Origin of the sequence: Limnohabitans sp. Rim11, from assembly GCF_001269365.1 — a bacterium.
Taxonomy (GTDB): domain Bacteria; phylum Pseudomonadota; class Gammaproteobacteria; order Burkholderiales; family Burkholderiaceae_C; genus Limnohabitans_A.
The window spans coordinates 344,334-362,870 of record NZ_CXOM01000003.1 but is presented as its reverse complement, the minus strand read 5'-3'; the positions used below and the strand labels follow the sequence as shown (position 1 = coordinate 362,870).

The 18,537-nt window shown below is 52.6% G+C and carries 16 protein-coding genes and 1 other RNA gene; 8 read left to right on the top strand and 9 right to left on the bottom strand.

Going from position 1 to position 18,537, the window contains the following annotated elements:
* The first annotated feature begins 72 nt into the window (after positions 1 to 72).
* The 3 genes from moaA to glp are packed head-to-tail and all read left to right on the top strand — an operon-like array spanning position 73 to position 3,166.
* Positions 73 to 1,233: a GTP 3',8-cyclase MoaA gene (gene moaA, locus AMM03_RS10750; RefSeq protein WP_090131606.1), complete on the top strand. Its 1,161-nt coding sequence runs from the start codon at positions 73 to 75 to the stop codon at positions 1,231 to 1,233.
* Positions 1,234 to 1,271: 38 nt separating this feature from the next.
* Complete coding sequence (mobA, locus tag AMM03_RS10745) at positions 1,272 to 1,895, top strand: molybdenum cofactor guanylyltransferase MobA (RefSeq protein WP_090131430.1); 624 nt, start codon at positions 1,272 to 1,274, stop codon at positions 1,893 to 1,895.
* Positions 1,892 to 3,166 carry a molybdopterin molybdotransferase MoeA gene (glp, locus tag AMM03_RS10740; protein ID WP_090131428.1) on the top strand — a complete coding sequence of 425 codons (1,275 nt, stop codon included), beginning with the start codon at positions 1,892 to 1,894 and terminating at the stop codon, positions 3,164 to 3,166. Before mobA ends, glp begins: the two co-directional genes overlap by 4 nt.
* Position 3,167: 1 nt before the next feature.
* Here glp and AMM03_RS10735 read toward each other — a convergent pair whose 3' ends face one another.
* From AMM03_RS10735 to AMM03_RS10720, 4 genes are all read right to left on the bottom strand, one after another.
* On the bottom strand, positions 3,168 to 6,257 hold the full coding sequence (locus AMM03_RS10735; protein WP_090131426.1) for an efflux RND transporter permease subunit: 3,090 nt from the start codon (positions 6,255 to 6,257) through the stop codon (positions 3,168 to 3,170).
* Complete coding sequence (locus tag AMM03_RS10730; RefSeq protein WP_090131605.1) at positions 6,244 to 7,572, bottom strand: efflux RND transporter periplasmic adaptor subunit; 1,329 nt, start codon at positions 7,570 to 7,572, stop codon at positions 6,244 to 6,246. Before AMM03_RS10730 ends, AMM03_RS10735 begins: the two co-directional genes overlap by 14 nt.
* Before the next feature lie 77 nt (positions 7,573 to 7,649).
* A complete protein-coding gene (rnhA, locus tag AMM03_RS10725; protein ID WP_090131603.1) occupies positions 7,650 to 8,096 on the bottom strand; it encodes a ribonuclease HI in 447 nt (148 codons plus the stop codon).
* Complete coding sequence (locus tag AMM03_RS10720) at positions 8,083 to 8,913, bottom strand: class I SAM-dependent methyltransferase (protein ID WP_228764656.1); 831 nt, start codon at positions 8,911 to 8,913, stop codon at positions 8,083 to 8,085. The genes rnhA and AMM03_RS10720 overlap by 14 nt, the downstream gene beginning before the upstream one ends.
* On the opposite strand from AMM03_RS10720, the gene gloB reads away from it, so the two are divergent.
* The gene (gloB, locus tag AMM03_RS10715; RefSeq protein WP_090131422.1) at positions 8,912 to 9,685 is read left to right on the top strand and encodes a hydroxyacylglutathione hydrolase; all 774 of its coding nucleotides are present in this window, start codon (positions 8,912 to 8,914) and stop codon (positions 9,683 to 9,685) included. The genes AMM03_RS10720 and gloB overlap by 2 nt on opposite strands.
* A complete protein-coding gene (locus tag AMM03_RS10710) occupies positions 9,682 to 11,229 on the top strand; it encodes a transglycosylase SLT domain-containing protein (RefSeq protein ID WP_090131420.1) in 1,548 nt (515 codons plus the stop codon). Before gloB ends, AMM03_RS10710 begins: the two co-directional genes overlap by 4 nt.
* A 1-nt stretch (position 11,230) precedes the next feature.
* Here the strand turns inward: AMM03_RS10710 and AMM03_RS10705 are convergent, their stop codons facing one another.
* The 4 genes from AMM03_RS10705 to dnaX all read right to left on the bottom strand — a co-directional run bounded on the left by AMM03_RS10705 (position 11,231) and on the right by dnaX (position 15,022).
* A complete protein-coding gene (locus AMM03_RS10705) occupies positions 11,231 to 12,232 on the bottom strand; it encodes an ABC transporter substrate-binding protein (protein WP_090131418.1) in 1,002 nt (333 codons plus the stop codon).
* A gap of 162 nt (positions 12,233 to 12,394) precedes the next feature.
* On the bottom strand, positions 12,395 to 12,991 hold the full coding sequence (recR, locus tag AMM03_RS10700) for a recombination mediator RecR (RefSeq protein ID WP_090131416.1): 597 nt from the start codon (positions 12,989 to 12,991) through the stop codon (positions 12,395 to 12,397).
* A 34-nt stretch (positions 12,992 to 13,025) separates the two neighbouring features.
* The gene (locus AMM03_RS10695) at positions 13,026 to 13,349 is read right to left on the bottom strand and encodes a YbaB/EbfC family nucleoid-associated protein (RefSeq protein WP_090131414.1); all 324 of its coding nucleotides are present in this window, start codon (positions 13,347 to 13,349) and stop codon (positions 13,026 to 13,028) included.
* A gap of 17 nt (positions 13,350 to 13,366) precedes the next feature.
* A complete protein-coding gene (dnaX, locus tag AMM03_RS10690) occupies positions 13,367 to 15,022 on the bottom strand; it encodes a DNA polymerase III subunit gamma/tau (protein WP_090131411.1) in 1,656 nt (551 codons plus the stop codon).
* Positions 15,023 to 15,056: 34 nt separating this feature from the next.
* Here dnaX and ffs point away from each other — a divergent pair.
* An RNA gene (gene ffs, locus AMM03_RS10685) (signal recognition particle sRNA small type) lies at positions 15,057 to 15,153 on the top strand.
* On the opposite strand, the gene AMM03_RS10680 is transcribed toward ffs, so the two are convergent.
* Positions 15,139 to 16,473, bottom strand: a complete 1,335-nt coding sequence (locus AMM03_RS10680; protein WP_090131407.1) for a TIGR03862 family flavoprotein — start codon at positions 16,471 to 16,473, stop codon at positions 15,139 to 15,141. The two genes, ffs and AMM03_RS10680, sit on opposite strands and share 15 nt — an antisense overlap.
* Positions 16,474 to 16,603: 130 nt before the next feature.
* On the opposite strand from AMM03_RS10680, the gene trxA reads away from it, so the two are divergent.
* Positions 16,604 to 16,936 carry a thioredoxin TrxA gene (trxA, locus tag AMM03_RS10675; protein ID WP_055360481.1) on the top strand — a complete coding sequence of 111 codons (333 nt, stop codon included), beginning with the start codon at positions 16,604 to 16,606 and terminating at the stop codon, positions 16,934 to 16,936.
* 255 nt (positions 16,937 to 17,191) lie between these two features.
* Positions 17,192 to 18,454, top strand: coding sequence for a transcription termination factor Rho (rho, locus tag AMM03_RS10670; protein ID WP_090131404.1), 1,263 nt, complete (start codon positions 17,192 to 17,194; stop codon positions 18,452 to 18,454).
* Positions 18,455 to 18,537 lie beyond the last annotated feature (83 nt).

Genomic DNA, 18,537 nt, shown 5'->3' with positions numbered 1-18,537 from the left:
GGCTTTTTTACGCGCAAAATACGCACATGGAATTTACTTACTCGATGTCAAATCAAATCAGCGGTGAGCGCCGTGTCTGAACGCGTCATCCCCATCATCACCCAGCCTTTGGGCAATTTGGCCATTCCCCAATCAGGTCCAAACACAGCTTGGCAAAATGGGCTGACCTTGAAGGACGCCCTGAGCCGCCCTTTGCACGATTTGCGAATCAGTGTCACGGATCGATGCAACTTCCGATGCAGCTATTGCATGCCCAAGGAAGTGTTTGACAACAACTACCAATACTTACCGCAAAGCTCGTTGCTGTCGTTTGAAGAGATCACTCAAACAGCGAAAAGTTTCATCACATTGGGCGTCGAGAAAATTCGATTAACTGGCGGTGAGCCTCTGCTGCGAAAAAACTTAGAAATTTTGATCAGTCAATTGGCAGAACTTCAAACGCTGAACGGCAAACCCTTGGATCTGACACTGACCACCAACGGCTCTTTGTTGGCTCGTAAAGCAGAAACCCTGAAGGCCGCTGGGCTGAAGCGGGTCACAGTCAGTTTGGACGGCTTGGACGACGAAGTCTTCAAACGCATGAACGATGTGGACTTTCCGGTCAGCGATGTTCTCGAAGGCATTGAGGCTGCACGCAAAGCAGGCCTTGGCCCCATCAAAGTCAACATGGTGGTCAAGCGCGGCACCAATGAGCAAGAAATATTGCCCATGGCGCGTTACTTCAAAGGTACAGGCATTGCGCTTCGATTCATTGAGTACATGGACGTCGGTGCGACCAATGGTTGGCGCATGAACGAAGTGTTGCCCAGCGCAGAGGTTTTGCAAATTTTACAAACCGAACTTTCCCTCACGCCCTTGTCGGCATCTCAACAAGGTGAAACAGCAGAACGTTGGGGCTACCTCAATGAACAAGGCGTGCACGATACCAGCTTGGGTGAAATTGGTTTTATCAGCAGTGTGACCAAAGCCTTTTGTAGCGATTGCAATCGTGCGCGATTGACCACCGAAGGTCAGCTTTATTTGTGTTTGTTTGCCAGCCAAGGCTACGACCTGAAGCCACTCATCCGCAGCGGCCAAGAACCCGAGGCATTGACCCAAGCCATCGCAGCCATTTGGTCTCAGCGAACCGACAGGTATTCAGAATTGCGCCAACAAGAACCTGACGTTTCAACCAACGATGAAGGCGCTGCGAACAAGCGACGCAAGGTCGAAATGAGTTACATCGGCGGCTAAGGTCTTAAAGACTGCCCTCCATCTTCTATAAGCATCCAATGAACGATCACAGCATTACCGGTTTAATTTTGGCTGGCGGCAAAGGCGCTCGCATGGGCGGCATCGACAAAGGGCTGCAAAACTTCAACGGCACCCCCTTGACCCTGCACGCCCTGATGCGACTTCAAATGCAAGAGGGAAGCCCACTGAGTGACATCATGATTGTGGCCAATCGCAACCTGTCGGCCTACGAATCCTTAGGCGTGCAAGTCTGGCCCGACAGCACCGATGGTTTTGCAGGCCCATTGGCTGGGTTCTTAACAGGCATGGAGCGATGCGAGTCAGAGTTTCTGCTCACCGTGCCTTGTGACAGTCCACTCTTCCCTTTTGATCTTGTTCAAAAACTGCAAGATGCCTTGGTTCAAGAAAATGCTGACATTGCAGTTGCTGCAGCCCGAGAAGAAGATGGCAACATGAGGCCCCAACCAGTTTTTTGCTTGATGCGCACCAGCCTGCTCGAGAGCTTGGTCAAATTCATGCAATCTGGCGGCCGCAAAATTGACGCATGGACAAGCCAGCACGCTTGCGTTGTGGTGCCCTTTGACTCGCCCGACACAGATCCGCGTGCGTTTTTCAATGCCAATACCCTAGAAGAACTGCATCGCCTCGAACAAAGCGCATGACACATCCTAAGTCCCTGGCAGAGATTGCTGCCCATCTTCAAGGCTACGACCCACAAGCCCTGCCCGCGCAGGAAGTTTTGAACTTTCTTGCGCATTTGGTCACCGTCATTCACGACACTCAAGACGTCCCTATTTTTGAAGCACTCAACCGTGTCATTGCACAGGATGTGATCAGCCCGATCGATGTGCCACCGCACGACAACTCTGCCATGGATGGCTTTGCATTCAACGGGGCCGAGCTTCAACCAGGTCAAACGCTGCCCCTGAAGGTGGTTGGCACCGCACTGGCTGGCAAAGCTTGGCAAGGCACCGTGAAGGCCGGGGAATGCGTCAAAATTATGACTGGCGCCATCATGCCCTTGGGGCTGGACACGGTGGCACCGCAAGAGCTGTGTGAAGTGCTTGCTGAGGGGGTTCGCATCCCTGCCAATATGCTCAAGGCGGGTGATAACCGACGCCTGCGCGGCGAGGATTTAAACAAAGACAGCCCTGCTGTGCGCAAAGGGACTTTTGTCACGCCTGCAGCTGTGGGCTTGTTGGCCAGCCTGGGGCTGCCAACCGTCAAAGTGATGCGACGACTGAAAGTAGCTTACTTTTCCACTGGCGATGAAATCCTGAGTTTGGGCGAAGCACCGCGCGAAGGCGCTGTCTACGACAGCAACCGGTACACCGTGTTTGGCATGCTACAAAACCTGGGCTGTGAAATGATCGATATGGGCGTGGTGCGCGACGATCCCGTTTTACTAGAGGCTGCATTTTCTAAAGCGGCCAAAGAAGCAGACGCTGTGATCACCAGTGGCGGCGTCAGCGTGGGTGAAGCCGACTTCACCAAAGCCATGATGAAAAAGTTAGGCGATGTGGTCTTTTGGAAAATTGCCATGCGCCCTGGACGCCCCATGGCGGTTGGACGCCTAACGCAAGGCAATCATTCTGCGGTGCTGTTTGGCCTACCCGGCAATCCTGTGGCTGTCATGGTCACCTTCTTGGCGTTCGTTAAGCCTGCATTGCAACAAATGATGGGTATCACAGAGACACCCCCACCGCTGATGCGAGCCCGCTCTCAAGAAGTGATGCGAAAAAAACCAGGCCGCACCGAATATCAACGCGGCATCGTCACACGCAACCAACTGGGTGAACTAGAAGTCCGCACCACAGGCAACCAAGGCTCTGGTGTTTTGAGCTCTATGGTGCAAGCCAACTGCTTGATTGTGTTGGCACACACCCAATCTACCGCGCAAGTAGGAGATTGGGTGGATGTGTTGATGCTTTGAATTAAGGGTGCGCGTGACCCGCCTCAGAGGGTGTGTCTTGCGCTTCTTTTTTGTTGGGGCCGGGTACAGATTTGCGAGCAAACAGGCTGTACATGGTGGGCACCACAAACACCGTTAGCAGCGTTCCAAAAGACATACCGCCCACAATGACCCAACCAATTTGAATGCGACTTTCTGCACCTGCACCTGTGGCTAGCGCTAATGGCAACGCACCCAACACCATCGCACCGGTTGTCATCAAAATAGGACGCAAACGCTGGCCAGATGCCTTCACGATGGCATCGAAAGTGTCAACGCCCTGCTCTCGCAACTGGTTGGTAAATTCAACGATCAAAATGCCGTGCTTGGTAATCAAGCCCACCAACGTGATCAAGCCAATTTGCGAATAAACATTGAGCGTTCCCCCTGTCAACTTCAAAGTCATGAGGGCGCCAAACATAGAGAGCGGCACAGACAGCATGATCACAAAGGGATCAATGAAACTTTCAAACTGAGCTGCCAACACCAAGAAAATAAAGAACAATGCCAGCACAAACACAATGACCAGAGCCCCCTGCGAGCTACGGAATTCACGCGAGGTACCGTTCAATTCGGTGGTGTAGCCTGTCTTCAAAATGCCTGCAGCGGTGGTGTCCAAAAAATTCAACGCTTCACCCAAAGCATAATCAGGCGCCAAATTGGACGTGATGGTGACTGATCGGCGCTGACCAAAGTGATTCAATTCACGCGGCGATACGCTCTCCCTCACTTTGACCAAAGCGGACAAAGGAATGACGGTGTCGTTGCGGCCACGCACATAGATGTTGTCAATGTCATCAGGCGTATTGCGTCCACTGTCTTGCGTTTGAACAATCACATCGTATTGTTCGGCATCGCGCTTGTAGCGCGTCACGGTGCGGCCACCCAACATGGTTTCCACAGCGCGCGCCACCACATCGACACCGATGCCCAGCTCCGCGGCCTTGACGCGATCGACATCAATTCGAAGCTCTGGTTTATTGAGTCGGAGGTCGACGTCAGGCGAAATGAAACCAGGATTTTTGGCGATGGCGTCCAGCATTTGACGCGTCACCGCATTCAAATTTTGGTAGCTGTCAGAGGTTTGAATCACGAAATTGACAGGTCGCTCGCGGAAGCCTTGGCCTAAGGAGGGCGGCGTGATGGGGAAAGCATTGACACCTGCCACACCATTGAACTTGGCTTGAAGTTCACGCGCAATTTCAAGGGTGGTTCGCTTGCGCTCGTCCCAGTCAACAGCGCGATAAATGACACTGCCTTGCGCCACAGTCGGATTGCCCAAATTGGCAAAGATACGGTCAAACTCTGGATAAGCGCTACCAATCTTTTCTAGGGCTTTGGCGTATTTATCGGTGTAATCCAAGGTAGATCCGTCTGGCGCATTGACGGTAGCCAATATGGTGCCTCGATCTTCTAATGGCGACAACTCTTGTTTCATGGTGGGATAGACCAACGCGATGCCCACACCACACGAAGCCATGATCAAAACCACTACCCAACGCGCTTTCTTCAAGACCCAACGGAGGAGTTTTTCATAGCCACTGGACAAGCCAGTGAGGATTGCTTCCATAAAGCGATCAAACCGATTGGGATTGGGGTTGTGACGCAAGAGCAGCGAACTCATCATGGGTGACAAGGTCAGCGCTACCAAGCCAGAAACCAACACTGCGCCAGCCAATGCCAAAGCAAACTCACTGAACAGTTTGCCTGTGCGGCCAGGCGTGAATGCCAGCGGTGCAAACACCGCAGCCAAGGTCAATGACATGGCCACAATGGCAAAACCAATTTCTCTAGCGCCCTTGATGGCTGCTGAGAATGGGTCCAAGCCCTCTTCAATGTGTCGGTAGATGTTCTCTAACATCACAATGGCATCGTCCACCACCAGACCAATGGCCAGCACCAAGGCCAACAATGTCAAGGTATTGATGGTGAAACCAGCCAACGCCATGATGGCAAACGTCCCAATCAAACTGACGGGAATGGTGATGATAGGAATGATCGAGGCGCGAAAAGTTCTTAGGAAAACGAAAATAACCAAGGCCACCAAAATCACCGCTTCCACAATGGTTTTGAACACGCTCTTGATGGACTTGTCAATGAAGACAGAGTTGTCATTGGCCACACTGATGGCCAAATCGGCGGGCATATCTTGTTTCAAGCGAGGTAGCATTTCTCGCACGCCTTTAGACAGCTCCAATGGATTCGCTGTTGCTTGCCTAATCACACCAGCAGAGATCGCCGGTTTGCCATTCAGACGAACACGGCTTCGGTCATCTGCGGTGTCTTCTTCTACTTTAGCAACATCGCGAATTTTGACGGGAAAACCGTTGACATTTCGGATGGTGATGTCGCCAAACTGTCCAGGCTTGACCAGGTCGGTTTGTGAGGTCACGCTGAATTCACGCAATTGAGACTCAATGCGTCCAGCAGGCAACTCCAGGTTACTGCGCCGAATGGCATCTTCCACATCTTGCGCAGTTAATCGGTAAGCGGCCATGCGGCCCGCATCCAACCAAACGCGCATTGCGTATTTGCGTTCACCAAAAATTCGAACGTCTGCCACGCCCGTGACCGTTTGCAACCGAGGCTTGACCACCCGATTGATCAAATCATTGATTTGCAATGGCGACAAAGTGTCACTGGAGAAAGCCAACCAAATGACTGGAAACGCATCGGCCTCCACTTTGGCAATGACCGGCTCTTCGATGGCTTGGGGCAAGCGGCCGCGAATACGAGAGGTTCTGTCTCGAACCTCAGCCGCCGCCGTATCGGCGTCTTTTTCTAAGCGAAAGCGAACCGTGATTTGCGCTTGATCTGCACGGCTGATGGACGTGATGACGTCGACCGCATCAATACCTGCAATAGAGTCTTCTAAAGGCTTAGTCACTTGAGACTCAATCACCTCGGCGGAGGCACCCGGGTACTTCACACTGACGGTAACTGTAGGCTCATCGATCTTGGGATATTCACGCAGGGACAGGCGATTGAAGCTGACCGCACCAATCAGCAAAATGAGCAGCGACAGCACGGTCGCGAAGACCGGCCGGCGGATAGAGGTTTCAGCGAGCTGCATTCAGACCTCTTAGGCAGGGGTTCTCGCCAGCAACAGGCGGCATTTTAGGTTTACTTTTTTCGGCACCTTTGGCTTGAGCCACCTCAGCGGGTTTGCCAGCACCAGGTGCAGCGGCCGCATTGCCGGGCGCAGGGCCTGCTGCATTGGGGCCGCCTGTTTGCCCCTTGGAAGGGTCAACAATGCGAACCAAAGTGCCATCCTTTTGCAAGCGCTGCTGTCCAGCAATGACTACTGAATCACCGACTGACAAGCCTTCCAAAATTTCAACCTTGCCAGGCTGACGCAAACCCACCTTGACTGTGACGCGCTCAGAAATCAGCTCGTCTTTGTTGGGGCCTGGCACCACTTTGACCACAAAGGAACGGCCGCCTTGAGGCACGATGGCCTCTTCAGGAATCACCATTGCATCGGCTCTCTCTCCAAACACGGCATTGACGCGGGCAAACATGCCTGGGCGCAATTGCATTTGACGATTGTCGATACAGCCCCTCACACCCACAGATCGACCATTGGCATCAATCAAGGGGTCAATGGCTTGAATCATGGCTGTGAATTTGCGACCTGGCAGCGCATCCAATGTGACTTGCGCTTTTTGGCCGGGTTTGACTTTGGATTGGAAGCGTTCAGCCAAACGGAAATCAAGCAAGACGGCTTCAATGTCCTCGATGTTGACCATGTCAGCGCCGTCTTTTAAATAATCACCGACGTTGATTTGACGAAGACCCGCAACGCCATCAAAGGGCGCATAAACCTTCAACCGCTGCAAAGTGGCTTGTGCCAAAGCCAGCTTGGCCTGCGCCACCTGCAATGCAGCATCGCTCTCATCCAGAGAACGTTTGCTGATGAAGTTTTGCGCGACCAACTCTTGATTGCGTTTGTGATTGGCTTGGGCAATGGACAATTCGGCTGTTGCTTGCATCACTTGCGCAGCAGGCAATTGATCATCAAATTGAACCAACAACTGGCCTTTTTTGACACGCTGTCCATCTCTGAACAGCACTTGGCTGACGCGCCCACCCACTTCTGGGCGAAGCACCACACCTTGATTGGACTTCAAACTGCCAACAGATTGGGTTTCGTCGACCAACATGGCTTTTTCGACCTGGGCCACTTCGACGGCAGTGGGTCTTGCAGGACCACCTGCACCTGGGCCGCCCGCGGCACCCGGAGCACCCGTTGAGGGTCCAGAACTACCGGCGGGTTTCGCAACCATCTCCGCAGGCTGGGTGGGTTTATTTTGGAGCCACCATGCTGCGCCAGAGGCCGCAGCGACACCAACCAATGCAATCGCGAGATAAGGTTTTTTGAAGGACATCAATGTTTCCGAGCGAGACCAAAACAGTTCTGAAATGTAACAGTACTTGGGGTTGTCCCGCATCGGCAAAAACCTGATTAATGGCCTAAAGCTTTCTCAACACCCCGATTGGCAAGGGCATCAGCCCTTTCATTGCCCGGGTCTCCCGCGTGACCTTTGACCCAGCGCCATTCAATTTGGTGACCCGAGTTGGCTACCAAGGCATCCAATTTTTGCCATAAATCAGCATTTTTGACGGGTTGTTTGGCCGCGGTTCGCCAACCCTTTGCCTTCCAGCCGTGTATCCACTCCGTAATGCCCTTGCGGACGTACTCGCTGTCCAAGTAAAGGGTGACTTTGCATGGTCTTTTGAGCGCCAAGAAGGCCTCAATGACGGCTGTCAGCTCCATCCGGTTGTTGGTGGTGTCAAGTTCACCGCCAAATATTTCGCGAACATTCTCGCCCGATCGCATCAAGGCACCCCAGCCCCCTGGCCCTGGATTGCCCTTGCAAGCGCCGTCGGTGTGTATTTCAACGTGATTCACATTCATTCTTTCTTTGTAGGCTGTTGTCGCCAGAGGCCTTGATATGCCTTTGCGCAACACCAATGGCTGCCTTAGATTGGGCCCGCTGTGTTTTCCAACGCGCACCCAAAATTCGGCCACCATGAACTTTCTTGACAGCCACGATGACATAAGCACCGCCCAAAATAGGCCACCACTGAGCGCCCACGCGGTCCATCCAAGCCCATCGTTGGAACCACTTGGCTTTTTCTAAAGCGGGTCGCCAACAACCAAATTGACTGACTCGAACTTCAAAACCCAGCAATCTCAACCAGTCTCTGAGTCGCCAGTAACCGATCATTTCTTCACAGGGCGGTGCACTCAGCCCTTCATATCCCCACTTTTGATACCACTGAGCCCGTTTGTGTCGCCAGCCCCAAAGGCTGGTGGGGTTTAAACCTGTAATGACCAAATGCCCTTCTGGGACCAAGACGCGCTGGGCTTCGCGCAAACTAATGTGCGCATCCAAACTGAGCTCCAAGGTGTGGGGCATGACCAACAAATCCAGACTGTCCGCTTGAAAAGGAAGCGCCACACTGTGTGCTGCAAAGTTAGAAGGCTTGGTTTCTGACGCAGGCTCAAGCTCAGAGGAAGCGAGCCATTGATGGGGCATGCGGTTGGTTCTAAGCGCTTCCAATTCGGGCATGCCCAGTTGCACGGCATGGTAGCCAAAAATATCAGCCACCATGTTATCCAGTTGGGCCTGCTCCCATTGCAGTAAATAACTTCCTGCAGGCGAGCTCAACCATTCATGCCAATCAAGCATCAAGGAGCCGCCTTTTATAATAGGATGAGTCATGAACCTAATTCCGTTGCCCGCATTTTCTGATAACTACATTTGGTTGTTGCAACACCAAGGACATGCCTTGGTGGTTGACCCGGGCGATGCAGACCCCGTGAGGCATTGGCTGACTGAAAACAAGCATCAGCTTGACGTCATTTTAGTCACCCATCACCACGGTGACCACACGGGTGGTGTTGCCGCACTCCAAAAAATGACGGGCGCACAAGTTTATGGCCCCGCCACAGAGCCTTTGCCCTTCGAGTTCAGGGCCATGCAACAAGATAGCATCTTTAGCTGGATGGGTCTGCATTTTCAAACCCTGGACGTGCCAGGTCACACAGCAGGCCACATTGCATACTGGACCCAAATTGCCAATCAAGAACCCATCTTGTTTTGTGGAGACACTTTGTTTTCAGGGGGCTGCGGCAGAATATTTGAAGGCACGCCTGCCCAAATGCTGAAAGCCATGGACACCTTGGCCGCCCTGCCTGGCAACACTCGCGTATGCTGCGCCCATGAATACACGTTGAGCAATTTGAAATTCGCCACAGCCGTTGAACCTGACAACGTGGCGCTTCAGAAGCATGTGCAACTTTGCCAACAACTGCGGTCGCAAAACTTACCCACATTGCCAGCTCAATTGGCCAATGAATTGAACATCAACCCCTTTTTGCGCAGCCGACACCCTGCTGTCATTCAAGCCGTGAAGGCCTTTGCACCCCATACATCCAACCAAGAAGTTGACATCTTTGCCAACTTGCGAGCTTGGAAAAACGACTTCAAATGAACCACCTCTCTTTTCACTCAATCACGCGTTGGACTGGTCTGACGGTTTTGGCATTGGCACTGACGGGTTGTGTCAACTTAGGCAAAACCGTGGACGCTGCCGGCGCCACATCGGCGACGGTCGCGGAGCCTGAATCGCCGCCCGCAACAGCGACGGGCCCTGCTGTTGTTCAGACCGTCCAAGCGACTAAACCACCATCTAAATCAGTCATTCACACCGAACCACCTGCAGACATTTGGGTGCGCATTCGTCAAGGTTTTGCCATGCCAGACCTGGAAAATGATCTCGTCAAGGATCGCGAGGATTGGTATTCGTCCAGACCCGATTACATCCTGCGCATGACAGAGCGTTCGCGCAAATACTTGTTTCACATCGTCGAAGAACTCGAGCGAAGAAACATGCCCACTGAATTGGCTTTGTTGCCATTCATCGAATCAGCATTTAACCCAGAGGCGGTCTCCTCTGCCAAAGCGGCTGGCATGTGGCAATTCATGCCCGCCACAGGCAAGTACTTTGATCTCAAGCAAAATATTTTTCGCGATGAACGACGAGGGGTGATCGAATCCACACGAGCGGCTCTCGACTATCTCCAAAAGCTTCATGGCATGTTTGGAGACTGGCATTTGGCGCTGGCCGCCTACAACTGGGGTGAAGGCAGTGTCGGCCGAGCACTGGCCAAAAACAAAGCGGCAGGCTTGGGTTTGAGTTACTCAGATTTGAGCATGCCCAATGAAACACGTTATTACGTTCCCAAGCTTCAGGCGGTTAAAAATATCATCTCGCAGCCCGAGAGCTTTAACGCAAGATTGCCTCTGATTCAAAACCACCCTTATTTTAAAAGCGTCAACATCACCCGCGACATTGATGTCAAATTGGCGGCCAATTTTGCGGGCATCAGTTTGAATGACTTCAAAGCGCTCAATCCCTCTATGAGTCGCCCCGTCATTTTGGCTGCAGGCACACCCGAAATTTTGTTGCCCTGGGACAATGCCGACAAGTTTTTGAAACGCCTAGAAGAGCATGCCAACAAGCCTTTGGCCAGCTGGACGGCATGGACTGTTCCCAAAACCATGAAGGTTTCTGAAGCCAGCAAATTGGTCAACATGACCGAAGCTGAACTGCGAAGCATCAACCCCATTCCCAATGGCATGCAGCTCAAGCAAGGCTCCACCCTGTTGGTAGCGCGTCAAGGCGCTTTAGACAGCGACGTCACCGAACACCTGGCCGACAATGCCCAACTTTCATTTGCCCCTGAAGTTGTTCTGCGCCGAATCATGGTGAAGGTTTTAAAAGGCGACACCTTGGTCAGCTTGGCCAACCGACACGATGTCACCCCAACCAGCATTGCTGCTTGGAACAAGTTGAAGATGCCTGTTGCGCTGAAGCCCGGTCAATCCATTGCGATTTTGGTGCCGACCACGTCTAGTTCCAAGGGCAGCAAAGTAACTACCAAAAAGAACAACACGAGCAAAGGGGCAAAACAAGCGCCTCGCGCCAATGCGGTCAAAAAACAAAGCGCCAAAGCCAAGACCCCTGCGCGCTAATTTACACATGCAATTTGCGTTTGGCCAGCAACGCAAATTGATTGGTAAAGCTGCGGTCCAAAGTGAGAATATTTCCGACGTCTGAGCCGAGCCTGAGAGCCCGTGCGCGCCATGCTGTTTGAAGCGCTTCGTTACCAAACACGCCATCCAAACTGTAGCTGTCCCTGACCTTTTCTAAGGCGCCCAAATACATGGCGCGATCGCCCATCCAATGGTACGAAGGAACAGATCTCAAAATGTCTGTTGGCCCAGCCGTTTTAAGCCAACCCAATGCCCTAACAACACCCGAGGTCAAGGCTTGGGCGGCATCAGGCCTTCGTTGCAAGAATTCGTTCTTGGCATAAAGGCAAGCAGACGCTAGGCTGCCACCAAACATGCGCTGCGAATTGGAAAGGGTTCGAACTTCGGTCACTATCCGAAGCTCATTTTTTTGCTCTAAGTAATGCAGAATAGGATCGACATGACACAGAGCATCCACAGCGCCTGCGCGCATGGCCTCCATGACGTTGGATGTACTGCCACCCAATTCAACAAACTGCACCACATCTGCAGGCAAGCCCACTTGCCGAATCCAATGTTGGGCCATCCAATGCGTTGCAGAACCCATGGCTGAAATGCCCAGTTTCAATGATTTCAATTCGGCAAGCTGTTTCACGCCTGCCGCTTTGCGACTGGTCAAGCCCAAGCTAAGTTGGGGGGCTCGTGACATCAACACAAATGCACGGTAAGCAGAACCAGGCGATTGCAAGTCCAGAGCATGTTCAAAAGCACCCGAAACAATGTCAGCCTGACCGCTCATGGACATCTGCACGGCTTGGCTGCCAGAATCGCAGTCAACCCAATCGACTTGAAGTCCTTCGTTGCGCAGATAACCTAACTGATCGGCCAACACCAAAGGCAAGTGATAAAGCGTGCTGCGCGCTGCCAAGGCAATGCTGATACGCTGAGGCGAAACAGCCGCAAAGGAGGCCACAGGCGCGCTCAACAACGTTGCTGCAGCCATTGCCGTGAAATTGCGTCGCCCTCGCCTGTCATGCACCTTAATACCCCTTGATTAGTTCCCATGAATCAAGGTTTCAGCATACAAAGGTATCAGTGCTAACGCATTGGGAAACATCCCAAGCGGGTTATTACGTAATGAGGAACACTAAGTAGAACGATTGAACTAGCGACGATCGACCAGTGCATGCGCAATGGTGCCCAAATCGACGTATTCAAGTTCACTGCCGGCAGGAACACCGCGGGCCAAACGGGTCACACGCACCCCCCGTTTTTTGAGCATTTCGGCAATGACGTGAGCTGTAGCCTCGCCTTCACCTGTGAAGTTTGTAGCCAAGATCACTTCTTGCACCAGCCCATCGCTGCAGCGCTCTGACAACTTGGCAAAGCCCAGGTCGTTAGGGCCAATGCCATCTAAAGGACTGAGCTTGCCCATCAGAACAAAGTACAAACCTCTGAAGGTAGATGTTCTTTCAATGGCGGCCTGGTCAGCTGGCGTTTCCACCACACACAGCTGCGTGCGATCGCGCTCTGGATCGGCACACATGGTGCAAACTTCGGTTTCAGTGAGGGTGTGGCAAGTGACGCAATGCCTGACGTGGTCGCAGGCATGCTCCAAAGCCTTAGCCAACTGAATGGCCCCGCCACGTTCGTGTTGCATCAAATGAAACGCCATGCGAGAGGCTGACTTAGCCCCCACGCCAGGCAACACGCGCAGCGCTTGAATTAGCGTGTCGAGTGCGTGCGGCGTTGGCTTTTGCATGATGTGAACTGATGCGCTTGGCAGTTGAATTCAATTAGAAAGGCAACTTCATGCCGGGCGGTAAGCCAGCGGTGAGTTTGCCCATTTTTTGTTGTGACACTTCTTCTGCTTGACGCACCGCATCGTTAAAGGCTGCTGCAATCAAATCTTCCAACATGTCCTTGTCATCCGTCAACAAACTAGGGTCAATGGTGACGCGTTTGACAACATGTTTGCAAGTCATCAAGACCTTCACCATGCCACTGCCTGAACTGCCTTCCACTTCGACAAATGCCAATTCATCTTGTGCTTTTTTCAGATTGTCTTGCATGGCTTGCGCTTGCTTCATCAAACCTGCGAGCTGACCTTTGTTAAACATGTTTTTCCTTCAATAGATTAAGAAATAAGTTTGATGCTGCCCGGCACAATTTTGGCGCCAAAATCTTGCACCATGGCTTGAACCAAGGGATCTGAATGAATCAGTTCTTCTGCCGCTTTTTGTTTTTCTGCCAAGGCAGTCGCATTTCTTTGAGCGGGTGAATCGGATACTTTACCAATTTCAACCACCAATTTCACGGCATGTCCCGCCTCGTGCAATGCCGCCTGCAAACGTTCACGCGCAACGCCTTGATTGAGTGATTCGCTTTCAATCCTCAAATGCCACTGGTCGGTATCGCGAGCGATCAATTGCGACTGCAAGGCCAACTCTCTAACCAAGGCACTGATGGCATCCGCCTGAATCAATTGGCGCACTGTGTGCGTCCAAAAATCGCCCTCTTCGGTGGCCACCAAGGCTCGGGGTGTGGTTCTTTCTGTGGGCTCAGTGGCCTGCCTTACTTGCAAAGTTTGCACTTGAGGCCTTGCGACCACGTCGGGCTCTTTAGGCGTTTGCGCTGTTATTGAAGTTTTTTTTTCAGCCGCAGGCGCACTGCCTGTTGCCGAATTGGCTTGTTTTGGCTTGAATGCCAGCAAGCGCAGTAGCACCATGGTCAAAGCCGCGTATTCATCGGGTGCCAGTCCCAATTCACCACGGCCGTGCAGGCACATGCTGTAGAGCAATTGAGTTTCGTCGGCTGGCATGGCTTGCGACAAACGCACCATTTCAAGATGATCTGGATCGTCAGATTCTGATGCCGCTTGTGGCACCGCTTGCAAAACCGCCATGCGTTGCAAGGCCACGGACATGTCTTCTAAAGCAGAAGCTGCCGATAAGCCATTGACGCGCAATGTTTCGGCAATGCGAACCACTTCGGCGCCATCGCCGCGCGCCAACGCATCAATCAAACCCAACACGTGACTTTGATCAACGGCACCCAACATCAAGCGAACGGTGCCCTCTTGCAATTGACCACTGCCAAATGCAATGGCTTGGTCCGTTAAGCTGAGTGCATCGCGCATAGAACCCCGAGCGGCACGCGCCAGCAGTTTGAGTGCCATGGGTTCGGCAGGCAAATTCTCTTGCACTAGCACCTTGGTCAGATGCTCATACACAGTTTCAGGGGCCATGGGCCGCAAATTAAATTGCAGGCAGCGTGACAACACCGTGACGGGCACCTTTTGCGGATCGGTGGTGGCCAAGACAAATTTCAAATACTCAGGCGGCTCTTCCAAGGTTTTCAACATGGCATTGAAAGCCGTGTTGGTCAGCATGTGAACCTCGTCAATCATGAAGACTTTGAAGCGCCCTTGCACGGGTTTGTAAACCGCTTGCTCTAATAAGCTTTGCACTTCGTCCACGCCCCTATTGGACGCGGCGTCTAACTCGGTGTAGTCTACAAAGCGACCTGAATCGATGTCTTGGCAGGCCTGACAAACGCCACAAGGTTCGGCCGTGATGCCACCCTGGCCATCAATGCCTTGGCAGTTGAGTGATTTGGCCAATATACGAGAGACGGTGGTCTTTCCCACGCCTCGGGTGCCCGTAAACAAATAGGCGTGATGCAGCCTTTGCTGAATCAAGGCATTGGTCAAGGCTTGCACCACGTGCTCTTGCCCCACCATTTCGGTGAAGTTGCGAGGACGGTATTTTCGTGCCAGTACTAAATAAGACATGTGCTCATTCTATCGGTGTCTTACAATAGCCCCCGACGGGCCTTCCCGCATGGTAAAGCGGCCAACCGAGTCAGGTGGGGAACCAAGCAGCTCTAACTGTGGCGCCAGTGCCGGGGTCAAGGCTCGTCACCTTTCATTTTTTGGTGCAGCGCCTTGGCTGCACTCACTCCCGTGGCCATGCTGGCTGTTAGCAAATAGCCGCCTGTTGGGGCTTCCCAATCCAACATTTCGCCCGCGCAAAAGACACCTGGCAAAGCTTTGACTTCGAAGTTCGGCCCCAGCCCCTCCCAAGCCACGCCACCTGCCGAACTAATGGCTTCATCAATTGGCCGAGTGGCAGATACTTTGACACCCAAGCCTTTAATGGCCTGCGCCAGTTTCAGGGGATCTTGCATGTCCCCCGCCGGTAACAACTCGTTGAGCAAACCCATCTTGACGCCTTCCAAGCCCAAGCGACTTTTGAGGTGCGACGACAAACTTCGCGTGCCACGGGGATGTGACACCTCTTGGATGACATGAGCCAAGGGGCGATCTGGCAGCAAATCCATATGAAATTCAGCATGGCCCTGTTGGTTGATCTGCTCTCGCAAATCAGCAGATGCCGTATAAATCAAACTGCCTTCCACACCATACGTGGTGGCCACAAATTCGCCTTGCCTTTTGAGCATTTCTCCGGTTTGGGCTTGCCATGACAAAGCCACGGATTTGAGGGGATGGCCAGCAAAGCGCGATTCAAAAAAGGGCGTCCATCCTGTTCCTGTTCGCCCGGCCACATGAAAACCACAATTGGAGGCTTGCAATGGCTTGACCGGCACACCCAGCGATTGGAGCACGGGTACCCAAGCGCCATCAGAGCCCAGGCGTGCCCAGCTACCACCGCCTAAAGCCAAAATGACCGACTTGGCAAGCACATGACTGGTGCGGGCATGCCCCGTTGACACATCCTGCACAACAAAAGTCATGGCAGTTTGAGCGCCCTTTTCAACCAAGCTTGAACTCAATTCCGTCAACTTGTGACGCATGTGAAATTGAACTGGAACGCCACTTTCGGGGTGACGCAGACGTTGCAACCAAGCCCGCAGCAAGGGCGCCGCTTTCATCTCTGTTGGAAAGACGCGACCTGAGGTCCCCACAAAAGTATCGATGCCAAGACCGTGAGCCCATTCTTGAAGTTCTTTGGCGCCCCACGCCTGGAGCATTGGTGCCAAGTGAGGGCGTTGCGCGCCATACCGACCCTCAAACAATTGGGCGTCTTCTGAATGTGTCAGGTTCAGGCCGCCACGACCGGCCAAAAGAAATTTGCGGCCGACAGAGGGCATGGCATCGAACAGGTGCACTTTGCGGCCCCAACTGGACAACATCTCGGCGGCCATCAAGCCAGCCGGTCCCCCGCCCACAATGGCCACATCTAAAACCGAAGAAGCCAATGGCACTGTTGAGATTGAATTCATGGACTAGGCAAGGCTCTACAAATGTGAAAAGATCGCCCTTTAGGCTGAGCGGCTAATGGGTTTCTGTCAAAATACGCAGAGTTTACTCAGGCAGACTCATTGCAATTCACATTCAAACAAGGATAAGGCCATGGCCAGCGATTTGATCAAACACACTTCTGATGCCACATTTGACGCCGACGTTATCAAGTCTGCAACGCCTGTGGTGGTTGATTTTTGGGCTGAATGGTGTGGCCCTTGCAAAATGATTGCGCCCATTTTGGACGATGTGGCAGGCGCCTACCAAGGTAAATTGCAAATCACCAAAATGAATGTGGATGAAAACCGAGACATCCCTGCCAAGTATGGCATTCGCGGCATCCCAACACTGATGATCTTCAAAGACGGTCAACTGGCTGCCACCAAAGTGGGCGCCATGAGCAAAGCTCAATTGACAGCCTTCATTGATCAGCAATTGGCCTAAGTCTGACAAACCCACCTCAGGACGAGCCAACAATCTCCTCCTGAGGTCTAATTTCCTGTCATAATCCGCTCCGATGTCTCCCAAAAGGGTACATCACAGTTTCAAGATAGAAACTTAGAAAAGCCCCCAGCGTCTGCTTATCCCCTCTGACGCATCTTTCCAGGCTTTGGTTTCTAGACGTTTGAAATTTCGGTTTCCTCCTCCCCCAGTTTTTTTGACATCAACCCACCAGGGTTGTTTTACGCAGGTAAATCCATGCACTTAAACGAACTCAAGGCACTGCACGTGTCTGAAGTCCTCAAGCAAGCCGACGCTCTTGAGATTGAAAATACGGGCCGCATGCGCAAACAAGAATTGATGTTTGCCATCATTAAAAAGCGCGCTCGCGCAGGCGAACAAGTCTTTGCAGATGGCGTCTTGGAAATCTTGCCAGACGGCTTTGGCTTCTTGCGCAGCCCCGATACCAGTTACACCGCTAGCACCGACGACATCTACATCAGCCCTAGCCAAGTGCGCCGATTCAATCTGCACACCGGCGACATGATTGAAGGTGAAGTTCGCATTCCCAAAGACGGCGAGCGCTACTTTGCCCTCACCAAGCTTGACAAGGTCAATGGCGATTTGCCAGAGAACAACAAGCACAAGATCATGTTTGAGAACTTGACCCCCTTGTTCCCCAACATTCAGATGCGTCTTGAGCGCGACATCAAAGCCGAAGAGAACATCACCAGCCGTGTGATCGACATCATTGCGCCTATAGGCAAAGGCCAACGCGCCCTGATCGTGGCCCAGCCCAAGTCAGGCAAAACCGTGATGATGCAGCACATCGCTCACGCCATCACTGCCAACAATCCAGACGTTCACCTCATGGTGTTGCTCGTTGATGAGCGCCCCGAAGAAGTGACCGAAATGCAGCGTACGGTGCGCGGCGAAGTGATTGCCTCCACCTTTGATGAACCCGCAGCCCGTCACGTGCACGTGGCCGAGATGGTCATCGAGCGCGCCAAGCGTTTGGTTGAACTCAAAAAAGACGTGGTCATCTTGCTCGACTCCATCACTCGTTTGGCACGCGCCTACAACAACGTGGTGCCCAGCTCAGGCAAGGTCTTGACAGGTGGAGTGGATGCCAACGCATTACAACGCCCCAAGCGATTCTTTGGTGCGGCTCGCAATGTGGAAGAAGGTGGTAGCTTGACCATCATCGCAACCGCTTTGGTCGATACCGGTAGCCGGATGGACGAGGTGATCTTTGAAGAATTCAAAGGCACCGGCAATTGCGAGATCCATTTGGAACGCCGCTTGTACGAAAAGCGCGTGTTCCCAGCCATCAACTTGAACCGCAGCGGTACACGCCGCGAAGAAATGTTGTTGCAACCCGAAGTCCTGCAAAAGACCCGCATCCTGCGCCAGTTCATGTACAACATGGACGAAATCGAAGCGATGGAAATGGTGCTCAAGAGCATGAAAGCCACAAAGAGCAACGTCGAATTCTTCGACATGATGCGTCGCGGCGGCTAAAAGCAGGTTTTACAAGCTCAATTTGGCATGCAAGTCATTGATTTCATGCCATAATCTCGTTTTTCGCGAAAAGTACCCTGGAA

Excerpts from the sequence above, each read along its gene's own strand:
- dnaX (WP_090131411.1), bottom strand. The coding sequence starts at position 15,022 with ATGTCTTATTTAGTACTGGCACGAAAATACCGTCCTCGCAACTTCACC.
- AMM03_RS10695 (WP_090131414.1), bottom strand. The coding sequence starts at position 13,349 with ATGTTTAACAAAGGTCAGCTCGCAGGTTTGATGAAGCAAGCGCAAGCC.
- AMM03_RS10680 (WP_090131407.1), bottom strand. The coding sequence starts at position 16,473 with ATGAATTCAATCTCAACAGTGCCATTGGCTTCTTCGGTTTTAGATGTG.
- recR (WP_090131416.1), bottom strand. The coding sequence starts at position 12,991 with ATGCAAAAGCCAACGCCGCACGCACTCGACACGCTAATTCAAGCGCTG.
- AMM03_RS10720 (WP_228764656.1), bottom strand. The coding sequence starts at position 8,913 with ATGACTCATCCTATTATAAAAGGCGGCTCCTTGATGCTTGATTGGCAT.
- AMM03_RS10730 (WP_090131605.1), bottom strand. The coding sequence starts at position 7,572 with ATGTCCTTCAAAAAACCTTATCTCGCGATTGCATTGGTTGGTGTCGCT.
- AMM03_RS10735 (WP_090131426.1), bottom strand. The coding sequence starts at position 6,257 with ATGCAGCTCGCTGAAACCTCTATCCGCCGGCCGGTCTTCGCGACCGTG.
- mobA (WP_090131430.1), top strand. The coding sequence starts at position 1,272 with ATGAACGATCACAGCATTACCGGTTTAATTTTGGCTGGCGGCAAAGGC.
- AMM03_RS10705 (WP_090131418.1), bottom strand. The coding sequence starts at position 12,232 with ATGGCTGCAGCAACGTTGTTGAGCGCGCCTGTGGCCTCCTTTGCGGCT.
- gloB (WP_090131422.1), top strand. The coding sequence starts at position 8,912 with ATGAACCTAATTCCGTTGCCCGCATTTTCTGATAACTACATTTGGTTG.
- AMM03_RS10710 (WP_090131420.1), top strand. The coding sequence starts at position 9,682 with ATGAACCACCTCTCTTTTCACTCAATCACGCGTTGGACTGGTCTGACG.
- glp (WP_090131428.1), top strand. The coding sequence starts at position 1,892 with ATGACACATCCTAAGTCCCTGGCAGAGATTGCTGCCCATCTTCAAGGC.
- trxA (WP_055360481.1), top strand. The coding sequence starts at position 16,604 with ATGGCCAGCGATTTGATCAAACACACTTCTGATGCCACATTTGACGCC.
- rho (WP_090131404.1), top strand. The coding sequence starts at position 17,192 with ATGCACTTAAACGAACTCAAGGCACTGCACGTGTCTGAAGTCCTCAAG.